Genomic DNA, 17,195 nt, shown 5'->3' on the forward strand with positions numbered 1-17,195 from the left:
GCCGGCATGGAGGCGACGGCGTACTGGACGATCGCAGCGGGGCAGGGCGAACTGCGCCGCGAGCAGCTTCCCGAGCCCGAGGCCGATCAGGTGCGGGTGCGCACTCTGGCGTCCGGGATCAGCCGGGGGACCGAGCTGCTGGTACATCGGCATGCCGTCCCCGAGCCGGTGCGGGCGCTGATGCGTTGCCCGTTCCAGGCCGGCGACCTGCCCGGGCCGGTCAAGTACGGCTACCTCAGCGTCGGCGTGGTGGAGGCAGGGCCGGCTCGGCTGCTCAATCGGCGGGTGTTCTGCCTGCACCCTCATCAGGACGTCTACGTCGTCCCGGCATCGGCGGTCACCGAGGTGCCGGACGGCGTCCCCACCGAGCGCGCCGTTCTCGCCGGGACGGTGGAGACCGCGGTCAACGCGCTCTGGGACGCCGCACCCCGGATCGGCGATCGGGTGGCGGTGATCGGTGCCGGCATGGTCGGCCTGAGCGTGGCCGCCCTGCTGCGCCGTTTCCCGCTCGGACGCCTCCAGTTGGTCGACATCGATCCGGCGAAGGCGGCGATCGCGGCGCGGATCGGCGTCCCGCTGGTCGGACCGGACGCCGCGGCCGGCGACTGCGACCTGGTGTTCGAGGCGTCCGCGCAGGCTGACGGGGTGGCCGCAGCGTTGCGGCTGTGCGGTGACGAGGCCGAGGTGATCGAGCTGTCCTGGTTCGGCGAGAACCGGCCGAGCATCCCGCTGGGTGCTGACTTCCACGCTCGGCGGCTGACGCTGCGGGCCAGTCAGGTCGGCAGGGTGAGCCCCGCGCGGGCGGTGCGGCGGGGCACGTCCGATCGGTTGGGGTTGGCGCTCGACCTGTTGCGCGACGACGCCTTCGATGCCTTGCTGGCACCCCCGGTTCCCTTCGCCGATCTGCCCGGCACGCTGCGCGCCATGGATGCCGGTCGCGGCACCACCCTCTGCCAAGTGATCAGCTACCCCCGGGAGGGCGCATGTACGAGTTGACCGTCCGCGACCACGTGATGATTGCGCACAGCCTGCCGGACGCGTTCTTCGGTCCCGCCGCGAGGCTGCACGGTGCGACGTTCGTGGTGGAGGTGACCTGGAGTCGTCCGGAACTGGACGAGCACGGTGTGGTGATCGACATCGGGGAGGCGTCGACCCGGCTGCAGGAGGTCCTGGCCGACCTCAACTACCGCAACCTGGACGAGCATCCGGCGTTCGCCGGCCGGTTCAGCACCACCGAGGTGGTGGCCGGGCACATCGGAGACCGGCTGCGGGCAGCCATGGACCTGACCGGTTTCACCGCGTTGTCGGTGCGGCTGCGGGAACATCCGGACGCCTGGGCCAGCTACCGGCTCGAGCTGTAGATGACAGTGCGGTTCGTGGTGCCGCGACCCTCGGCGCCGTCCGGTGGTCACGGCTACAACGCGGCCGTGCTCCGGCATTGGCCCGGCCCGCCACCGAGGCTGGTGGAGCTCGATGGCCCTTGGCCGCGCGGGAGTGCGGCCTCTCCCGAAGCGCTGCGCGCTGTTCTGGACAGTTCGGAGGCCATCCTGCTCGATGGCCTGGTCGGCGCAGCCTCGCCGGACCTGATCGAGGAGGCGGCCGGACGCGGCGTCCGGATCGTGCTGCTGGTGCATCTGCCGCTGGCCGCCGAGGGTGGGCTGTCGGACGCCGAACGTCGCGAACTGGCCGAACTGGAGGAGCGCAGCATCCGGGCCTCGTGGCGGGTCGTTGCGACCAGCCGGACGGCCGCCGACGAACTCGCCCGGCAGGTGGGCCGCGACGACATCGCGGCCGTCCCGCCCGGTGTGACGACGGCGGAGCCCGCCGACTCCCACGACCCGCCGCAACTGCTGCAGGTGGGTTCGATGGGCCCGCGCAAGAACCAACTCGGCACGGTTGCGGCACTCAAGAGCTGCCACGATCTCTCCTGGACGGCAACATTCGTAGGCCCCGTCGCCGACCTTGACTACGCCGAACGGTTCCGCGCAGCGCTGCCCGCGACTCGGGCGAAATGGACGGGCCCGTTGCAGGGCGCGGCGCTCGACGACGCCTACGCCGCGGCGGATCTGTTGCTGCATCCGGCGCACGCCGAAACCTGGGGGATGGTGGTCACCGAAGCCCTCGCGCGGGGAATCCCGGCGATCGTCGGGGCCGGCACCGGGGCGGTGGAGGCGCTCGGCAGCGGGTCAACGCTGGAGCTGCCCGGAGCGGCCGTGCCCACCGGTCAGCCCGGCCCGCTTGCCCGCGAGTTGCGGCGCTGGCTGACCGATCCCGAGCGACGCCAGCAGTGGCGTGACCGGGCGCTCGACGCCCGGGCGGGTCTTCGCAGCTGGGATCAGGTCGCCTCCGAACTCGCCGAGGTGGTGGGGCAGTGACCCGGCCGGAGCGTCCGATCGCCGCCGACTGGCTGGCGCTGCGGCGTACCGCCGACACCGCGGCGCGGGATGGTGCCCCGGAGTTGGTGGCCGCCTGGGTCGCCGCGGCGGTCGGCGGAGACCCGCTGATCATCGTGGACGTCGGCGCCGGGACGGGGGCGAACCGCGCCTACCTGGAGCGGCGACTACCGAGGCCGGCCCGGTGGGTGTTGCTCGATCACGACGCGGAACTGCTTGCCGCGTCGCCCGGCGAGAATGTCGAAGGTGTGGTCGGCGGCATCGGTGAACTCGGCGACCTGATCCGCAGGTGCGATGCCCGGCTGGTGACCTGCTCGGCCCTGCTGGACCTGTTGACCACCGCCGAACTCGACGAACTGGCCGAGGTCCTGGTCGCCCACCGCGTCCCCGCGTTGTTCAGCCTGACCGTGGACGGCACCCTCCAGCTCGACCCTCCGCACCCCGACGACTCGGCCCTGATCGCGGCCTTCAACGAGCATCAGGCGCGCGACGGACGTCCCGGCAGCGGCGCCGCTGGTTATCTGGCTGAGCGTGGTGAGCACCTGGGTTTGGTGGTGCAGGAGGCAGACACGCCCTGGTTGCTGGACGCTGCTGCCGCGCCACTGATCCGTCGCCTGCTGACCGAGCGCGCCGAGGCTGCCGTCGAGGCACGTCCCGAGCTGGCGAACTCAGCCGCCGACTGGCTCGGGGCCCGGCTGAGGTTGCTCGACCGGGGAGCGCTGCGCGTCCGGGTCGGGCATGTCGACCTGCTGCTCACTCCTGGCAACCCCGCTGGTTGAGCTTGTCGAAACCATGCCGGTAGAGGTCTCGACAAACTCGACCAACGGGTTAGCGCAGGGTGAACTCGAGGCAGGTGTCGTCGCCGAGGGGGAACCGACGTACGGGCCAGCGGGGGGCGTCGGCGACGGTGTCGACCGCCGGAACGCGGACGCCGGGGACGCCGTCACCGAGCAGCACCGGCACTGTGGTCAGGAAGAGCCGGTCGAGCGCACCGGCCGCCAGGAAGGTCGAGACCGTGCGTCCACCGCCCTCGACCAACACCCGCCGCAAACCGCGCGCCCGGAGCGCATCGACCACATCGCCGGCAGGCCAGGGTGGTGCGCCGAGCTGCAGCTGCGTCAGGTGCGAAGCGGCCTCGCCGATGGTGACCACATCTGGCCCGGTGACCCACAGGGTCGGCGCATCGGGCTCCGAGAACACGCGCGCGGTGGCCGGGACCCGGCCGCGCGGATCGAGCACCACCCGGGTTGGGTTGCTTCCGGACGCCAGCCGGACGGTCAGCAGCGGATCATCGTTCAGCACGGTCTGGGCACCCACGATCACCGCGTCGGCGAGGCCCCGCAGCCGATGCAGGTGCCGATGATCGGCTTCGCCCGACAGACCGGTGCCGTCACCGCGACGGGTGGCCAGGAACCCGTCCAGGCTCTGTGCGCTCTGCGCCACCACCCACTCGTCCCGGTCGACGAGCCATTCGTACCGGCTTGCCTCCTCGTCGGACGTCGAGCCGGCCGCGGCGACCGTGCGAAGATCGTCGTGCCGTAGCCGCTGCCGTTTCGTCTGCAGGTAACGGGTGTTCTCGGGCCGAGCCGGCACGGCCGCGCCGAGCCGTTCGACCACGTCGACGTCGAGGGCCGCCAGCGCCTCCTGCTTGGCGGGATTCGACGACAGCAGCCGGACGCGATCGAGGCCGAGATCGCGCAGAATTTCCGCCGCCTGGCTGTAGTCACGAGCATCCACCGGATGCCCCAGCCGTAGGTTCGCGTCCACCGTGTCGTAGCCCTGATCCTGCAGCCGATAGGCCCGCAGCTTCTCGACCAGCCCGATGCCGCGCCCCTCGTGGCCACGGATGTAGACCAGCACACCCTCACCGGCCTGCGCGATGAGCCCGAGCGCGGCATCGAGCTGCTCGCCGCAGTCACACCGCCACGACCCGAAGGCGTCGCCGGTCAGGCATTCCGAATGCAACCGGACCAACGGCGCACCCGAATGTGGCCGTCCGTCCTCGATGCCCTGGGACAGGCTGACCAGCTCGACGCCGTTGCTGCCGCGATAGCCGACGATGCGGAAGACGCCGTGCCGAGTGGGCAGCACCGATTCGGTGACCCGCTCGACCAGCCGCTGGACCGGGGAGTATTCGACGCTGATGGCAGCACCTCCTGTCGGAATGTCCGCTGGGCCGTCCACCCTAGGCGGGGGCGGCGGGACCTCCCTGATCAGCGTGGACGCGATCAACCGATCACGCCACACCCCAGAAGTCGGCGAGTTCGGTCGCCGCCAGCACCGTGCCCTGCTGGTGGCCCGCCCGTGCGGCAGGTACCCGGGTCGAGGGATCCAGAGCGTTGGCGTTGAACACGTCCCCGGCGCCGGCGTCCGGGAAGACCGTCTCGACCCGGCTGCCTGTGGCTCGCAACTCGGCGACCTGGGTGGCGAGATCCATCCCCACTCGGCCGGGTACCGGGATCTGCCGCTGAACGGATCCAGCACCAGGACGCGTCCGTACCCGGTAGCCAGATCCGCGTTGGAACTGCGTCGGTAGCCGCCGTTGAGGTAACGGTCGTCGCCGATCCGGTAAGGGGTCAGTGCCGAGGTGCTGGCCGCCACCGCATCCACCAGATCGATGCCGCTGTCCCGATCGAACACCACAGGCTCACCGGTGCGGGCGTCGAGGGCTGGAATCAGCACCCGCTGTCGCGGCCAATCCTGGCCGGGAAGCCGGCCCGCAACGATGCCACGCCAGCGTGCGGACGCCGCACCATCGGGGGAGTCCAGGGCCAGGGCTGCGGCACTGAGCGCACGGCGGAACCCCGCCGCGCTGCTGGCCGAGGCGATGATCCGATCCGACCATTCCAGGTAGTCGGGGCCCGAAAGTTGCGGACGGCGCAGTGGTGCCGTCCTGGGCGGCCCCGCAGGCGGCTGGGCGAGGACAGCGGCATACAGGTCGGCCGGACGGGTCCCGCCGGTCAGCTGTGCCGCCCCGGTGGAGCCCGCCGAAGTGCCGATGATCAAGTCGGCACCGGTGAGGTCGATCCCGGCATCGGCGAGGCCGGCGACCAGGCCGAGTTGCCAGGCATTGCCGGCAGCTCCGGCCCCGGCGAGGACCAGCGCGCGGGAGGCGCCCTGACGTTGAGCGTGCGGAGAGGGAGAAGCGTGAGCGTCTGGATAGGGAGAACGAGATGTGTTCATCGGAGTCGCCTTTCGAGTGTGGTCTATCGGCGCTCCCGGCGGCGACTACCTCAGCCGCGACATCGTGGACAGCGGGGGAGCACCCATTGCGGATACTGCGTTCATGGGTCTCACCTCCCAGCGTCAGGTCACGATCAATGGAAACCTAACATGCGCCGGACCGGCGCGGACACTGATGTCACGGCCGTCCTTTCGGCGGCCCATCCGGCCGAACCAGCCGGCGAATCTCGTCCGCGATCAGCTGGGGTTCGCTGAGCGGAATGTAGTGACCGGAACGTTCGGCGACCACGTGCCGGCCGTGCCGCAACTGCGCGGCACGATGGACATTTGCAGCAGTCGCCGCGGCGCGGATCCGGGGCGGCATGCCGTCCGAGCCCTTCGCGAGTCCACCGGAGATGATCGTGACCGGAAGATCGCCCACCGGCGGCGGATCCTGCACCCAACGGCGCAGTTCGGTGAGATAGCTGCGCGCCTGCCGCCGTTGGGTGGTGACCACCGAGGGCAGGAATGCTTCCCGGTGCAGGTCGTCACGGACGTCGTCGGGCATGCTTTCGCCGATGAACCGGAACAGCCGCTCGAACAGCCCAAGCCGGGCCAGCACGGCCTCGATCCCGATCGACCTTCTCGCCGATACGGAACACCGGCCCGAACAGGACGTCCGCGGCTTCATCGGTCGGGTCGACCAGCACCAGCCCGCGGATCCGGTCCGGACGGCGTGCGGTGGCCAGCCGAACGATGGGGCCGCCTGCGGAATGACCCACCAGCACGAAAGGGCCTGGGCCGAGTCCGTCCAGCAGATCATTCAGATCGTCGGCCATCCGGTCCAGGGTCCGTCCGACCGGATCGGGTTCGGAACGGCCCAACCCGGCACGGTCGTACACCACTGCCCGGGCGAAGTCGGCGACTCGGGTCTGCACCAGCGCCCAGGTGGAGCGGGTGGCGGCCGACCCGGCCTCGAACACCACGCTCGGCTGATCGGCGGCGTCGGCCGGACCGGGCAGCGCCATCGCGTACAGTCGGCGTCCGTCCCGGGTCGGTACCGTGAGCGGCTCGCCCTGGGTGTGCATGCGAAGACCTTCCAGTTTGTCCGGCCGCCATCTTCACATGCTGCGCGCCGGCTGCGGGGTAGGGTGCGGCGCAATGCTGTCGCCCCGCACCGGATGGTCGTGATGAGTGAGACCGGACCCCTGGAGGGAGCGTCGCCGACGCTCACCGCCGCCCTGACCCTACGGTTCCTGCTCGAGTTGGCCCTGCTCGCCGGGGTCGGCCTGCTGGCCTGGAGTCTCGCGCGGGGATGGTGGAGTTGGCCCGCGGCGATTCTTGCGGTCGTGGCGGTCGCCGTCGTGTGGGGCCTGTTCCTGTCGCCGAAGGCGACGGTTCCGCTGGCGCCGGCAGCCGTGCTGGCGATCGAAGCCGTCCTGTTCGTCGGGACCGGCGCGGGCCTGGTAACGGTCGGGTGGGGGATTGCAGCGGCAATCGGGGTCGCGATCTGGGCGGCCGACCGGATCGCCTTGGCACTGTTGCGGCGTTGATCATTCCGATCCGCGTCGCTCTCGTGGCACCCTTCGTTCGGGCGCCCGATGGTGCACGAACTGACGTCACTGTGTAGGGAGAAGCACGATGGCCATACCCCTCTCGCCCCTGGAGGTTCTCGGCTGGGAGCTCCGCCGACGCACCATCGGCAAGCGACAGCCGGTGGAAGTGATGCCGACCTCGATCCCGATCCTGACCCGGCGCATCGTGGACGGCGTCCCGCAGGAACTGTCGAGCACCGACACCTTCGCCGACGCACTGGAGTTCGCCCGCACCGGTGAGGGGCGGATGTCATTGACGGTGGTGTCGCACCCCACGCCTGAGGTGGTCGCCGAGTTGGCCTCCGCCTGGCAGCTCCATCCGCTGCTGGTCGAAGACCTGGTGCAGGCCGATCAACGTCCGAAGGTGGAGCGCTACGGCGAGGTGTTGTTCGTGGTCGTCCGGTCGGCCCGCTACATCGACGCTACCGAGGAGGTGGAGTTCAGCGAGTTCCACCTGCTGGTGCAATCCGAGGCCCTGGTCATCGTCTGCCAGGACGGACGCCTCGTCGACGGCACGGTGATCTCCGCCGGCATGGACGACGGTGAGGCGCCACTGGGGGACGGCACGGCGCTGCTCAGCAACCCGGAACTGCTTCGACTGGGACCCGAAGCGCTGGTCTATCAACTGCTCGACATCATCGTCGACGGCTATTTCCCGGTGCTGGACGGGCTGCAGACCGACAAGGAACAGATCGAACGCCAGGTGTTCAGCGGTGACGCCGCGGCCGCCGAACGCATCTACCGGCTGAGCGAAGAGGTCATCGATCTGCTGCACGCGACCACGGCGCTGTCGAAGGTGCTGCGCCGCCTGCAGGTCGGCGCCAAGAAGTACGACCTGCCCGTTGAACTGCTCACCTACCTGCACGATCTGGACGACCACCTCGGCCACGTGATCGGAGAGACCGGCGAGCTGCGCGACGCGCTGTCGCAGATCCTCAACGTGAACGCCACGCTGGTCGCGCAGCGCCAGAACGAGGACATGAAGAAGATCTCGGGCTGGGCGGCGATCCTCTTCGCGCCCACCCTGATTGCGGCGGTGTACGGGATGAACTTCGACGTCATGCCTGAGTTGCACTGGACGATCGGCTACCCGGTGGCGATCGGTGCCATGGTCGCCTTCGCCCTTCTGCTGTACCTGATCTTCAAGTGGAAGAAGTGGATGTAGCCGGATCGGCAGCGATCAGCTCCGCAAGGCTGAGCACCCCTCACCGGATCAGGCGGGACCCCCAGCGGCGTCACGTCGCGCTCAAATTCTGTCGCTGGCCGGCTGGCCGAGAGCGCGTTGAGAGTCCGCCGTCCGACACTTCCCAGGTCGGCTTCGGATCGGGGAGGGAGACGGTGATGTACCGCACGCAACGAGGACGGGGTCGATGATGGCCCGGGTAGGCATGATCGTCGCGCTGGCCGGGGTCGCCACGATGGTCGCAGCGCTCGGCTTCCTGCATCTGGCGCGGACCGGGCTGTCGGCGTTGCGTGACCCGGTGAGCGGCTATGCCCTGACTCGGTACCGCTCGGCCTATACGGTGGCGGCCGGCGCAGCGGCCGTCACCGGGGTGGCGGTCGCGTTGCTCATCTCGCAGATTCCAGGGACGGCTGCCGCGGTCGGCTCGCTGTTCGCGTTCGCCGTGGCCCGGGCACTGATCCCGCTGTTCCCGATGGACGCACCCGATACAGTCCGATCAGTCCGCGGACGAAACCACTCGATCCTGGCAACAGTCGCCTTCGCGACGGTGACGGCGTCGGCATTCCTCGCCTGGTACCCCCTGGCCGCCGCCGGCGAACACCTGCTCGCGTCGGTGTCCCTGACTGCCGGTGCGCTGATGGCGGTCGGAAGCGTGATCGTGATCACCGGAGCGGCCCACCCGGGCCCGCGTCGCCTGTTCGGTCTCGCTGAACGGCTGATCTACCTCGGCTGCATCGGCTGGTTCGCGGCAGTGGCCCTCGTGCTCGGCCTGGCCTGACGACGCGGGGGCCACCCCGAATAGGGTGACCTGGTGCAGTTTCGCGATCTCGGGGTGTTGCGGGTTGAGATGGACGATCTCGAGGTCGCCCTGCCCGGCCGCCGGATCGCCTCCGTGTTGGCGCGGCTGCTGGCGTCCGTCGGCGAGCCGGTGTCCGCGGACGCGCTGATCGAAGCGACCTGGGCAGACCAGCCCCCGGCTCGCACCTTCCAGGCCCTCGAGACGGTGGTGTGGCGACTGCGGAGCGTGCTCGAGCCCGGCCGTAGCGCCCGAGCGGCCGCGACTGTGGTGCGCAAGCAGGGTGACGGCTATCTGTTGGCGGTGCCGACCGAGAACGTGGACTCCCGTCGCTTCACGGTGCTGACCGGCCGGGCCAACCAGGCGTTGACTTCCGGGAAAGCGCAGGAGGCGCTCGCCCTCAGTGAGGCAGGACTGCTGCTCTGGCGAGGGGAGCCCTACGCGTCGTTGGCGGACGCATCGTGGCTGCCCGCGGTTCGCCAGGAACTGACCGAGCGCCGGCTCGACCTGGCCAGCTGCCATGTCCAGGCACTGCTCGACACCGGCCAGCCGGAGCGGGCGCTGAACGCATTGTTGCCGCTACTGGAGGAGTACCCCTTCGACGAGCGGCTCTGGGGCCAGCGGATGCTGGGCCTCTACCGGAGCGGACGGCAGGCGGACGCCCTGGCCGCCTTCGGCACCGCTCAGCGGATCCTGTCCGGTGAACTCGGCATCGATCCCGGCCCGGCCCTGCGCTCACTCCAGGCCGCCGTCCTCAACCAGTCGCCCGAACTCGATCCGCCGGCATCGCCGGAACGCACCGGGGATGATGCTCCGCTCCGCCTGCCCAGGCGACGGAACACGCTGATCGGACGGGACGCGTCCGTGGCCGAACTGGCCGAGCGCATCACGGTGCACCGCCTGGTGACTCTCACCGGACCGGGCGGCGTGGGCAAGACGCGCGTGGCGATCGAAGCCGGCCACCGTCTGCGCACCCGCTATCCGGACGGGGCGTGGTTCGTCGATCTGGCCGGGGTCCGGCCCGACGAGGGTGATGTCGCCCGACTCGGCGAGCTGGTCGCCACCGCCCTCGAACTCGCTCCGCGGGCCGACATTCCGGTCCGTCGGATGCTGGCCGAACACCTCGGCTCCCGCGAGGTCCTGCTCATCGTGGACAACTGCGAGCAGGTGCTGGACGCGGCCCGTTCCCTGCTCGACGAACTGCTGGACGGCGCCCTCGGACTCACGGTGCTCGCCACCAGTCGGGAGCCCCTCGACCTTGCCGGCGAGTCCATCGTCCAGTTGGCGCCGCTCGTTGCCGAGGACGCCGCAGCGTTATTCGTGGACCGGCTGGCCGGGATGCGATCCGACTTCGATCGGATCGAAGACCGCAACGAGATCTACGCGATCTGTGAGTCGGTCGGGGGGCTGCCGCTGGGCATCGAGCTGGCCGCCGCCCGCGCCCGAGTCTTCGAACTGCACGAGGTCGCAGCGAGCCTGGCCGATGATGTGGCCGGCCTGTCGCGCAGCGGCCGAGGCCCGCAGCGACAGGCCAGCATGCTGGACGCCGTCGACTGGGGTTACCGGCTGGCCCGCCCCGACGAACAGCTCCTGCACCGCCGTCTCGCCGTCTTCTCCGGGTCGGTCACGCTCGAAGCAGCGACAGCGCTGTGCTCGGTGCCGCCGCTGAGCCCCGACCAGGCACCCGCCCTTGTCGCCGGGCTGGTCCATCGGTCGCTGTTGATCTCCACCCGCCCCGCCGATCGGAACGGCGTGACCACCTTCCGCCAGCTGGTGCCGACCAGGTCGCATGCGGCGCGGCTGCTCGACCCGGCCGATCGTGCTGCGGTGCGGGGCGCCTGTGATCGGTGGGTGATCGACTCGGTTCGTCGCGCTCCACTCGACGGGCAGGGCGGTCAGGCCGAGGCATCCGCATGGATCCTGGCGAATCAGTCGGCTGTCTCAGCCGCGCTCACTTCTACCCTGGTGGACGCCGCGGCGCCCTCCGGGCTGGAACTGCTCACCCGGCTCACCCTGTACTGGTTCGAGCGGGGGCAGCTGCTCGAGGCGGCCCACTGGTATCGCTGTGCGGTCACGGCCGCCGAGTCCGGCGGGTTCACCGAATGCGAGGCCGCGCTGGCCCGGTTGCTCGGCCTGTGCGCGCGGGCGCTGAGCCAGGACCGGGTCGCCGCGGTGCAGATCGCCGACGAGCTGCCCGATCTGGCCGACCCCGCCGAGGCGTCGGCGTCGCTGGTGGGCCAGGCCCTGGTGCTGGCCGCGGTGAGCACGTGGGTGGCGCAGGCCCACGAGGTGGGCTTGCGAGTCAGTCGTGCGGCGATGCGGGTGGGCCGGCGGCACGGTCTGCCGCAGGTCCACATCCGGGCGCGTGCACTGGCGGACATGCACCTGCTGGACTCCGCCGAGCGGGCGGGCGCCGTTCTCGACGCCCAACAGATCCTCCGCGACCCGGCGGGCAACGAGTTCGCGGCGTTCGTGGCCGCCTATCTGTGTGCCGTCTCGGCATCGCGCGACGGCGACCACGGCGCCGCGATGGGCTGGGCGGCACGCCTCGCGCAGGCGCATCGCGCGCTGGCCATGCACCCGACCAGTGAACTGCTCGAAGACCTCGGCGGCCTGCTGCACCGCGCCGGACGCCGCAGCGAGGCGGTCCGGTGCCTCGCCGCAGCGTCCTCCCGGCATGCCCGCGACGGCCTGCCGTGGCCGCGGCTGCCAGCCACGACCGCGGTCATCGACGAACTCACCCGGTCGATGACGGCCTCCGGCTACGAACGCCTGTGGCGGTCGGGCGAGCGCCTGGGAACCTCACTCGATCCGTCCGTGCTGCTGGACGAATGGTTCCCGGCCACCGGCCCGACCGCCAGCGGCGCGGGCTCCGCGCGCCACGCGTCCTGACCGCTCAGCCGTTGATGGCTCCCCAGCTGGTGTAGTGGTCGAGAGCGTCGCGGAGGACCGGCACGGTTCCGTTCACCACGTTGCCCGAGTCGACATCGACACCGAGATACTGATTGGTGTACTTCAGCTGCAGGGTGCTGCCTCCCTTCGGATTCCACACCGAGCGCCACAGCTCGTTGTCGCTGCCGACGCACATCCACTGATCCACGACCCCGGTGGTGCCGTTGCGCTCCAGGCACTTCCCGGTGGCGGCGTTGACCAACTGCCCCCAGCCCTGGTCACCGACGGGCTGCCACTTCCAGTAGAAGTGTTGCTGGCGCGTGGCCTCCGAAAGGGTGACGGTCGCGCCGTCGTCGCCGGCGCCGTCGTTCACCTGCAGCGCCTTGACTCCGGAGGTGCCGAGCTTGTTGAACTGCCAGGTACCGCCGCTGTAGCTCAGGTCGGGGAATGGCGCCGTGGCGATGTTGGTGATCGGCGTCCAGGTGGCGGTCGGGTGCCAACCCCATCCGATCGTGCACGCCTCGTAGTCGACGATGTCGTTCTGGTTGCATTCGGCGACATTCCGCCCGGCCGTCGGCACGTTGAAGTTCGCAACGACGGTCAACTCGGTGTCGTCGATCCGGTAGGTGAGCGAGACATCACCCCCGTGGGAGTCGTTGCTGGCGTAGGTGATCGTGTCGACCGAGGAGGCGGATTCTTGCCGGTCGTCGCCCGGCGTGAGGGTCTGCTTCGGGGTGGAGGTGAGCTGGCCGTGGCCGGGGTCGGCGTCGAGGAGTTCCAGCGTGTAGCGAGTGTGGTTGCGGACGGTGATGGTCAATCCGGTCGTCCCTGACTCTGTTGTGCCGAGCGTCGGGGGCAGCTGAACAGTGCCGAACAGCTGGCCCTTGGCGAATCGTTTGGCGCGGGACTGGGCATTGAGCAGTCGCGCGGTGACGGCGCTCAGCCGGATCCGGCTCACATCGGCACCGGTGCGGCCGGGGCTGACTCGGAACACATCGGCGCGACCGCTCCGATCGACCCGTGCGCTCAGCGACCTGGTGTTCAGATTCAGCCTGAACGCGTCCAGCCGCAGAGTCTTCGCCGACCGCTTGAACGCCAGGCCGCCGGAGTGGGTGACCGCCGTCTCGGTCGGGTGCGCGCCGGTGGTCGGGAATGTCACCACCGTCCGTCCCTTGGCGTCGATGTGCTTGGCGGCCCGACCCTGCGCCTTCAACGACACCCGCGCTCGGTGCAGGCGAGTGGCCATCGACGGCGCCACGACCAGCGTCGTCGAGGACTTCGTGGTGGGCTTGGGTACCGCAGTGACTACGGCTCCTGCGGGTGAGGGGTCGGCCAGCGCCGTTGCGGCGCCGGTCGGGCCGAGGCCGCTGACCAGCAGCCCCGTGGCGGCCAGGACGGCCAGCCTGATGCGAGCATTGCGCATGATGGTTCCTCCTGTGAGGTAGGTGTGGTTCGCCTGCCCCACAGGCTCGCCCCGACCGCTCTCACCACGCACTCATCGCACTCTCGACCGCTAGCCCCCGGCCGGTGACTGTGGTCCGCTGTCGTCGGGGACCGCCTCATGATGCCGGAGGCCGTGCGAGCGACGGTCCTCTTTCATCTCGGCCTCGAAGACGTGCCGCCGGCCGGCCATCAGCTCGCCGCGGACCCAGGCCTCGAGCTCGCGGAAGACCGACCAGTAGGTGTCGTCATACTCCTCGACCACCTGGTAGCTCCAGCGGCCCTCGATGATGTTGCGGCCGATGAGCTCGCGGTCGAGCAGTTCCGCCGCCTCACGATGACCGGCCTCGCGCAGTTGGTCGACGGCGTCACCCAGGGCGAGGTCGGCCGAGCCGCACAACCGATGGAACGCGTAGAGGTGGCCCCGGGCGTCCTCCACCTTCTCCAATGCCTCGGACAGCTTCCCGACCGCGGCGACGGTGGCGTCGTCGACCCCGTCAGGGCGGCGATGTTCTTCGAGTTGGTGCTCGCGGTCGAGGTTCGGCTTGTCGTTCATCGGTGCTCCCTTCGCTGGGTTGATTCTCAGCGGCGGCGCGGACGTCCGTGTCCAGCCCGCCGGTTGGGCTCGGTCTTCACCGGCTTCGCGACGCGAGCCCTTTCCTGTTGGGTGCGTGAACTCTGCGCCGTCCGACCGCGGACCACGCCGATGAACTCATCGGTCAGCGGATGCGGATTCTCGGCGCGCCAGGCGAGTCCGATCCGGGTCGGGTCGGCGTCGGTCACCGGACGGTAGGTGAGGTCGCGGCGGCTGTGGGTGCGGGCGATGGACATCGGCACCCGCAGCACCGCGATCTCGATCGCGACCTGGTTGATGCCGGACGCGTCCGCCTCGGTGAGCACAGTCTCGTCGGCCAGATCAGCCATGGTCACCTCGTCGAACGCCGCGATCGGATGCTCCTTCGACACCCACACCACCGGCGCCTCCTCGTACAACGGAATGAGGTGCAACCCTTCGACCTCGATCGGTTGCCGGACGAAGCACAGGTCGACCTCGCCGTCGTCCAGCACCCGGCGCTGATCGTGCTGGGCCACCTCGACGACCTCCAGGGGTACCGATCGGTAGCGTTCCCGCCAGATCGTCGTCCACTTCGTCAGCGTCACGCCGGGCACGAAGCCCACACGCAGCCGGGAGTCGGCGTCCGGGGGAGTCGTCACCCGGGCAGGCTACCTCCGAACGCCCGGATAGGCTGACCCGGTGAGCCAGACCATGAAGCCGGTGACGGCCGCCGCCAAGCTCGGCATCTACCTGCCGGCCGCGCCCGAGGAGTTCCGCACCGCACCGATCACCCGCGCCGAACTCGACGCGCTGCGTGCCGACCCGCCGCAGTGGCTGATCGAGTTGCGGCGCAGCGGACCGTTCCCGCGCGAGGTGGTCGCGCAGAAGCTGGGCGTGTCCCGCTCCGGACTGGCGCGAGCCGGGATCACCGAGCCGCTGGACGCCGACCAGATCGGGGCGCTGATCGGCGAACCGCCCGAGTGGCTGGTCCGCGAGCGGGAGAGCTACCGCGAGGTCGTCGCTGAGAAGGCCCGCCAGAACGCGCGCTAGAGACGCGCTGATCAAAGCACTCCATCGTCATCCCTGATTTGATCCGGGATCTCTCGCGCCTGAGATCCCGGGTCGAAGCCCGGGATGACGTGATGTTCTGCGGGTTGAGCTTGTCGAAACCCCTTGTCGGCGTGTGCATCCGGGGTCTCGACAAGCTCGACCAACGGGGAGGGTCAGCTTCTGATGTACCGAGCCAGTTCCTCCACGGACGCGGTCGCCGCCGGTGCACCGGCGAAGAAGGCGCTGTTGCGCCATTGCTCGGCAAGTTCGTCCGGATCGGTGAGCCAGTCCTGCTCCACATAGTCGGCGAGGTCGGCGGGGCCATGCGCCTTCGCGAACTCGGCGGTCGCCTGGACGCCGCCGGGGATCAGGAAGACGCTGTCGATGTAGCTGTAGGTGTCGAAGTTGAGATTCTTGGCCTGCCAGATCAGCTCGACGTCAGCGAGGTCACCAACGAGGAAGAGCATCCAGCAGCAGGCGAGCAGCACGTCGCCGCAGCCGTCGCCGGCGGCGTCCACGCTGTCGACCTCGAGCCGGGCGAGTTCCCGCAGCAACGGGGCGTCGTCAGGTCGGCGGCTGGTCAGCAACGCAGCCACCAGCGCGGCCCGGGCATCGTCGGGGCCAGCCAGCACGCGTAGCTGATCGGGGGTGGCGGCACGCGCCGCCGCCAGCAGCAGGGCTCCGGTGGACATGGACCAAGACTTACACAGCCGGCTCATCGCCGCGCCGGGCGCGTAGCCACTCGGCGCCGTTCCACGACACGGGCACCGCACCGACCGGAGGGAAGTCCAGGTCCGGATCGTCGGACTGGACGAGGCAGAGCATCGGACGCCCCCGCAACGCAGCGGCACGCGCCGTGACCGCGAAGATGTCCAGGACGGCGAACGCCGCGTCACGGTGAGCGGCGGCGAAGGCGTCGTAGTGCCGCAGCACCAGAACCAGGCCGGTCGCCCCGGTGTCGACCCCGTAGCCGCCGGCGGCGACGTCGCCCAGGCAGTCGTTGAGCGCGTCCAGGTTGTTGCCGTAATAGTCGGGAAAATCGAGCAGCGCGGCCAGCGCCCGGTGCATGCCCTGCTGGTCGACCCACTGCGACGCGTCCGTGGTGCGCACGTCGTACCCACTGCCGCGCAGTCGGCGGAGGGCATCGTCGAGGACAGCGGGACTTCGGAACAGGGTGATGTAGGGATCCTGGAGGAGTCGTCGGTCGATCGGATCGGACGCTCCCGGCCGGTCATGCAGGTTTCGGTCGAACAGCCCGCGCAGTTCGGTGAACGCGCGTCGGTAGGCGTCCGGGTTCCAGGCGGAGGTGTCCGCCATGGTGTACCCGTGCGCGGCACCCGGGTAGATCTCGTTGCGCGCGACCAGGCCGGAGCCTGCGAGCGCGGCACCCAGATCGGCACAGTTCTGCGGAGTCAACGACGGATCGCCGTCGGCGTGCCCGAACAGGAACTCGGCGGTCGCGTCCACCAGGGCCAGGTGCGGCGAATCCGGGGCATCGGTGACCAGGCCACCGCCGTGGAACCCGGCACACGCGGCCACCGCCTCGGGACGGCGTCCGGCGGCTCGGACGGCGAGCCTGGCACCCATGCAGAAACCGACCACACCGATCCGGGGCGAGGTCACCTCCGGCCGGGCCAGCAGCGCCGCCACGTAGCCGTCGATGTCGGGCAGCGCGCGCTCCACGGTGAGCCGTCCGACCCGTGGCCCGACCTTCCGCCACAGCCGCTGGCGGCCGTCCGGATCGGCCAGGTCCTCGGCCACCGAGAGCTCTGCAACGTCGCCCTCCCGGTAGAACACGTTGGGTGCGAGCACGACGTATCCCCAGCCGGCGATCTCGGACGCCATCGCCTCGATCTGCGGCCGCAGCCCGTAGGCGTCGGAGAACAGCAGCACGCCGGGACCCGACCCTGCCGGCGGCGTCGCCAGGATCGCCTCGACTGTGGCGCCGTTGACCTCGATGTCGATCACGCCGCCAGCTTAGAGATCCCGCAGGTAGGCGAAGTCGATTGGCCGCCGCCCCAGCACGCACCTGAGCACCTTCTCCTCGGTCGTCGTGGCTCCGCCACGACTCCCTCGTCGGCGGCACTCATGCACGCACTGGAACGACGCCCAACTCGACAGCCCTACC

The 17,195-nt window shown here is 70.1% G+C and carries 18 protein-coding genes; 9 read left to right on the forward strand and 9 right to left on the reverse strand.

All coding sequences use genetic code 11. The features are described from left to right. The first annotated feature begins 6 nt into the window (after positions 1 to 6). Genes QM624_RS09900 through QM624_RS09915 form a run of 4 tightly spaced genes read left to right on the forward strand, consistent with a single transcriptional unit; the run spans position 7 to position 3,172 of the window. Positions 7 to 996 carry a zinc-dependent alcohol dehydrogenase gene (locus QM624_RS09900; protein ID WP_415091298.1) on the forward strand — a complete coding sequence of 330 codons (990 nt, stop codon included), beginning with the start codon at positions 7 to 9 and terminating at the stop codon, positions 994 to 996. Then, positions 984 to 1,361, forward strand: a complete 378-nt coding sequence (locus QM624_RS09905; protein ID WP_415091300.1) for a 6-pyruvoyl trahydropterin synthase family protein — start codon at positions 984 to 986, stop codon at positions 1,359 to 1,361. The genes QM624_RS09900 and QM624_RS09905 overlap by 13 nt, the downstream gene beginning before the upstream one ends. After that, positions 1,362 to 2,375: a glycosyltransferase family 4 protein gene (locus QM624_RS09910; protein WP_415091302.1), complete on the forward strand. Its 1,014-nt coding sequence runs from the start codon at positions 1,362 to 1,364 to the stop codon at positions 2,373 to 2,375. It begins immediately after the preceding gene. Continuing rightward, positions 2,372 to 3,172 carry a class I SAM-dependent methyltransferase gene (locus QM624_RS09915; RefSeq protein WP_415091304.1) on the forward strand — a complete coding sequence of 267 codons (801 nt, stop codon included), beginning with the start codon at positions 2,372 to 2,374 and terminating at the stop codon, positions 3,170 to 3,172. Before QM624_RS09910 ends, QM624_RS09915 begins: the two co-directional genes overlap by 4 nt. 49 nt (positions 3,173 to 3,221) lie before the next feature. Here QM624_RS09915 and ribA read toward each other — a convergent pair whose 3' ends face one another. The 4 genes from ribA to QM624_RS09935 form a co-directional block, all read right to left on the reverse strand. Beyond that, positions 3,222 to 4,577, reverse strand: a complete 1,356-nt coding sequence (gene ribA / locus QM624_RS09920) for a GTP cyclohydrolase II (RefSeq protein WP_415091306.1) — start codon at positions 4,575 to 4,577, stop codon at positions 3,222 to 3,224. 52 nt (positions 4,578 to 4,629) lie between these two features. Then, positions 4,630 to 4,830, reverse strand: a complete 201-nt coding sequence (locus QM624_RS09925) for a hypothetical protein (protein ID WP_415091308.1) — start codon at positions 4,828 to 4,830, stop codon at positions 4,630 to 4,632. Positions 4,831 to 5,754: 924 nt separating this feature from the next. Continuing rightward, a complete protein-coding gene (locus QM624_RS09930) occupies positions 5,755 to 6,123 on the reverse strand; it encodes a hypothetical protein (RefSeq protein ID WP_415091310.1) in 369 nt (122 codons plus the stop codon). Further along, positions 6,104 to 6,643 carry an alpha/beta fold hydrolase gene (locus QM624_RS09935; protein ID WP_415091312.1) on the reverse strand — a complete coding sequence of 180 codons (540 nt, stop codon included), beginning with the start codon at positions 6,641 to 6,643 and terminating at the stop codon, positions 6,104 to 6,106. The genes QM624_RS09930 and QM624_RS09935 overlap by 20 nt, the downstream gene beginning before the upstream one ends. A gap of 102 nt (positions 6,644 to 6,745) precedes the next feature. Between QM624_RS09935 and QM624_RS09940 the strand changes: the two genes are divergently transcribed. The 4 genes from QM624_RS09940 to QM624_RS09955 all read left to right on the forward strand — a co-directional run bounded on the left by QM624_RS09940 (position 6,746) and on the right by QM624_RS09955 (position 12,021). Continuing rightward, entirely contained in the window at positions 6,746 to 7,108 is a 363-nt protein-coding gene (locus QM624_RS09940; RefSeq protein ID WP_415091314.1) for a DUF2568 domain-containing protein, read from the forward strand. An 88-nt stretch (positions 7,109 to 7,196) separates the two neighbouring features. Beyond that, positions 7,197 to 8,315: a magnesium and cobalt transport protein CorA gene (locus tag QM624_RS09945; RefSeq protein ID WP_415091316.1), complete on the forward strand. Its 1,119-nt coding sequence runs from the start codon at positions 7,197 to 7,199 to the stop codon at positions 8,313 to 8,315. A 205-nt stretch (positions 8,316 to 8,520) separates the two neighbouring features. Beyond that, positions 8,521 to 9,111: a DUF998 domain-containing protein gene (locus QM624_RS09950; RefSeq protein WP_415091318.1), complete on the forward strand. Its 591-nt coding sequence runs from the start codon at positions 8,521 to 8,523 to the stop codon at positions 9,109 to 9,111. Between the two features lie 33 nt (positions 9,112 to 9,144). After that, the gene (locus QM624_RS09955) at positions 9,145 to 12,021 is read left to right on the forward strand and encodes a BTAD domain-containing putative transcriptional regulator (protein ID WP_415091320.1); all 2,877 of its coding nucleotides are present in this window, start codon (positions 9,145 to 9,147) and stop codon (positions 12,019 to 12,021) included. A 4-nt stretch (positions 12,022 to 12,025) separates the two neighbouring features. On the opposite strand, the gene QM624_RS09960 is transcribed toward QM624_RS09955, so the two are convergent. From QM624_RS09960 to QM624_RS09970, 3 genes are all read right to left on the reverse strand, one after another. Next, the gene (locus QM624_RS09960; RefSeq protein WP_415091322.1) at positions 12,026 to 13,444 is read right to left on the reverse strand and encodes an RICIN domain-containing protein; all 1,419 of its coding nucleotides are present in this window, start codon (positions 13,442 to 13,444) and stop codon (positions 12,026 to 12,028) included. Positions 13,445 to 13,534: 90 nt separating this feature from the next. Continuing rightward, a complete protein-coding gene (locus QM624_RS09965; protein ID WP_415091324.1) occupies positions 13,535 to 14,017 on the reverse strand; it encodes a hypothetical protein in 483 nt (160 codons plus the stop codon). A 26-nt stretch (positions 14,018 to 14,043) separates the two neighbouring features. Continuing rightward, a complete protein-coding gene (locus QM624_RS09970; protein ID WP_415091326.1) occupies positions 14,044 to 14,676 on the reverse strand; it encodes a LysR family substrate-binding domain-containing protein in 633 nt (210 codons plus the stop codon). A 40-nt stretch (positions 14,677 to 14,716) separates the two neighbouring features. Between QM624_RS09970 and QM624_RS09975 the strand changes: the two genes are divergently transcribed. Further along, complete coding sequence (locus QM624_RS09975; protein WP_415091328.1) at positions 14,717 to 15,067, forward strand: DUF5997 family protein; 351 nt, start codon at positions 14,717 to 14,719, stop codon at positions 15,065 to 15,067. Positions 15,068 to 15,240: 173 nt separating this feature from the next. On the opposite strand, the gene QM624_RS09980 is transcribed toward QM624_RS09975, so the two are convergent. Both QM624_RS09980 and QM624_RS09985 read right to left on the reverse strand, forming a co-directional pair. Beyond that, positions 15,241 to 15,759, reverse strand: a complete 519-nt coding sequence (locus QM624_RS09980) for a hypothetical protein (RefSeq protein WP_415091330.1) — start codon at positions 15,757 to 15,759, stop codon at positions 15,241 to 15,243. 10 nt (positions 15,760 to 15,769) lie between these two features. Continuing rightward, positions 15,770 to 17,035, reverse strand: a complete 1,266-nt coding sequence (locus QM624_RS09985) for a dienelactone hydrolase family protein (protein ID WP_415091332.1) — start codon at positions 17,033 to 17,035, stop codon at positions 15,770 to 15,772. Between the last annotated feature and the right edge of the window lie 160 nt (positions 17,036 to 17,195).

The organism is Micropruina sp. (genome assembly GCF_047606365.1).
In the GTDB taxonomy this organism is placed as follows: Bacteria; Actinomycetota; Actinomycetes; order Propionibacteriales; family Propionibacteriaceae; genus Micropruina.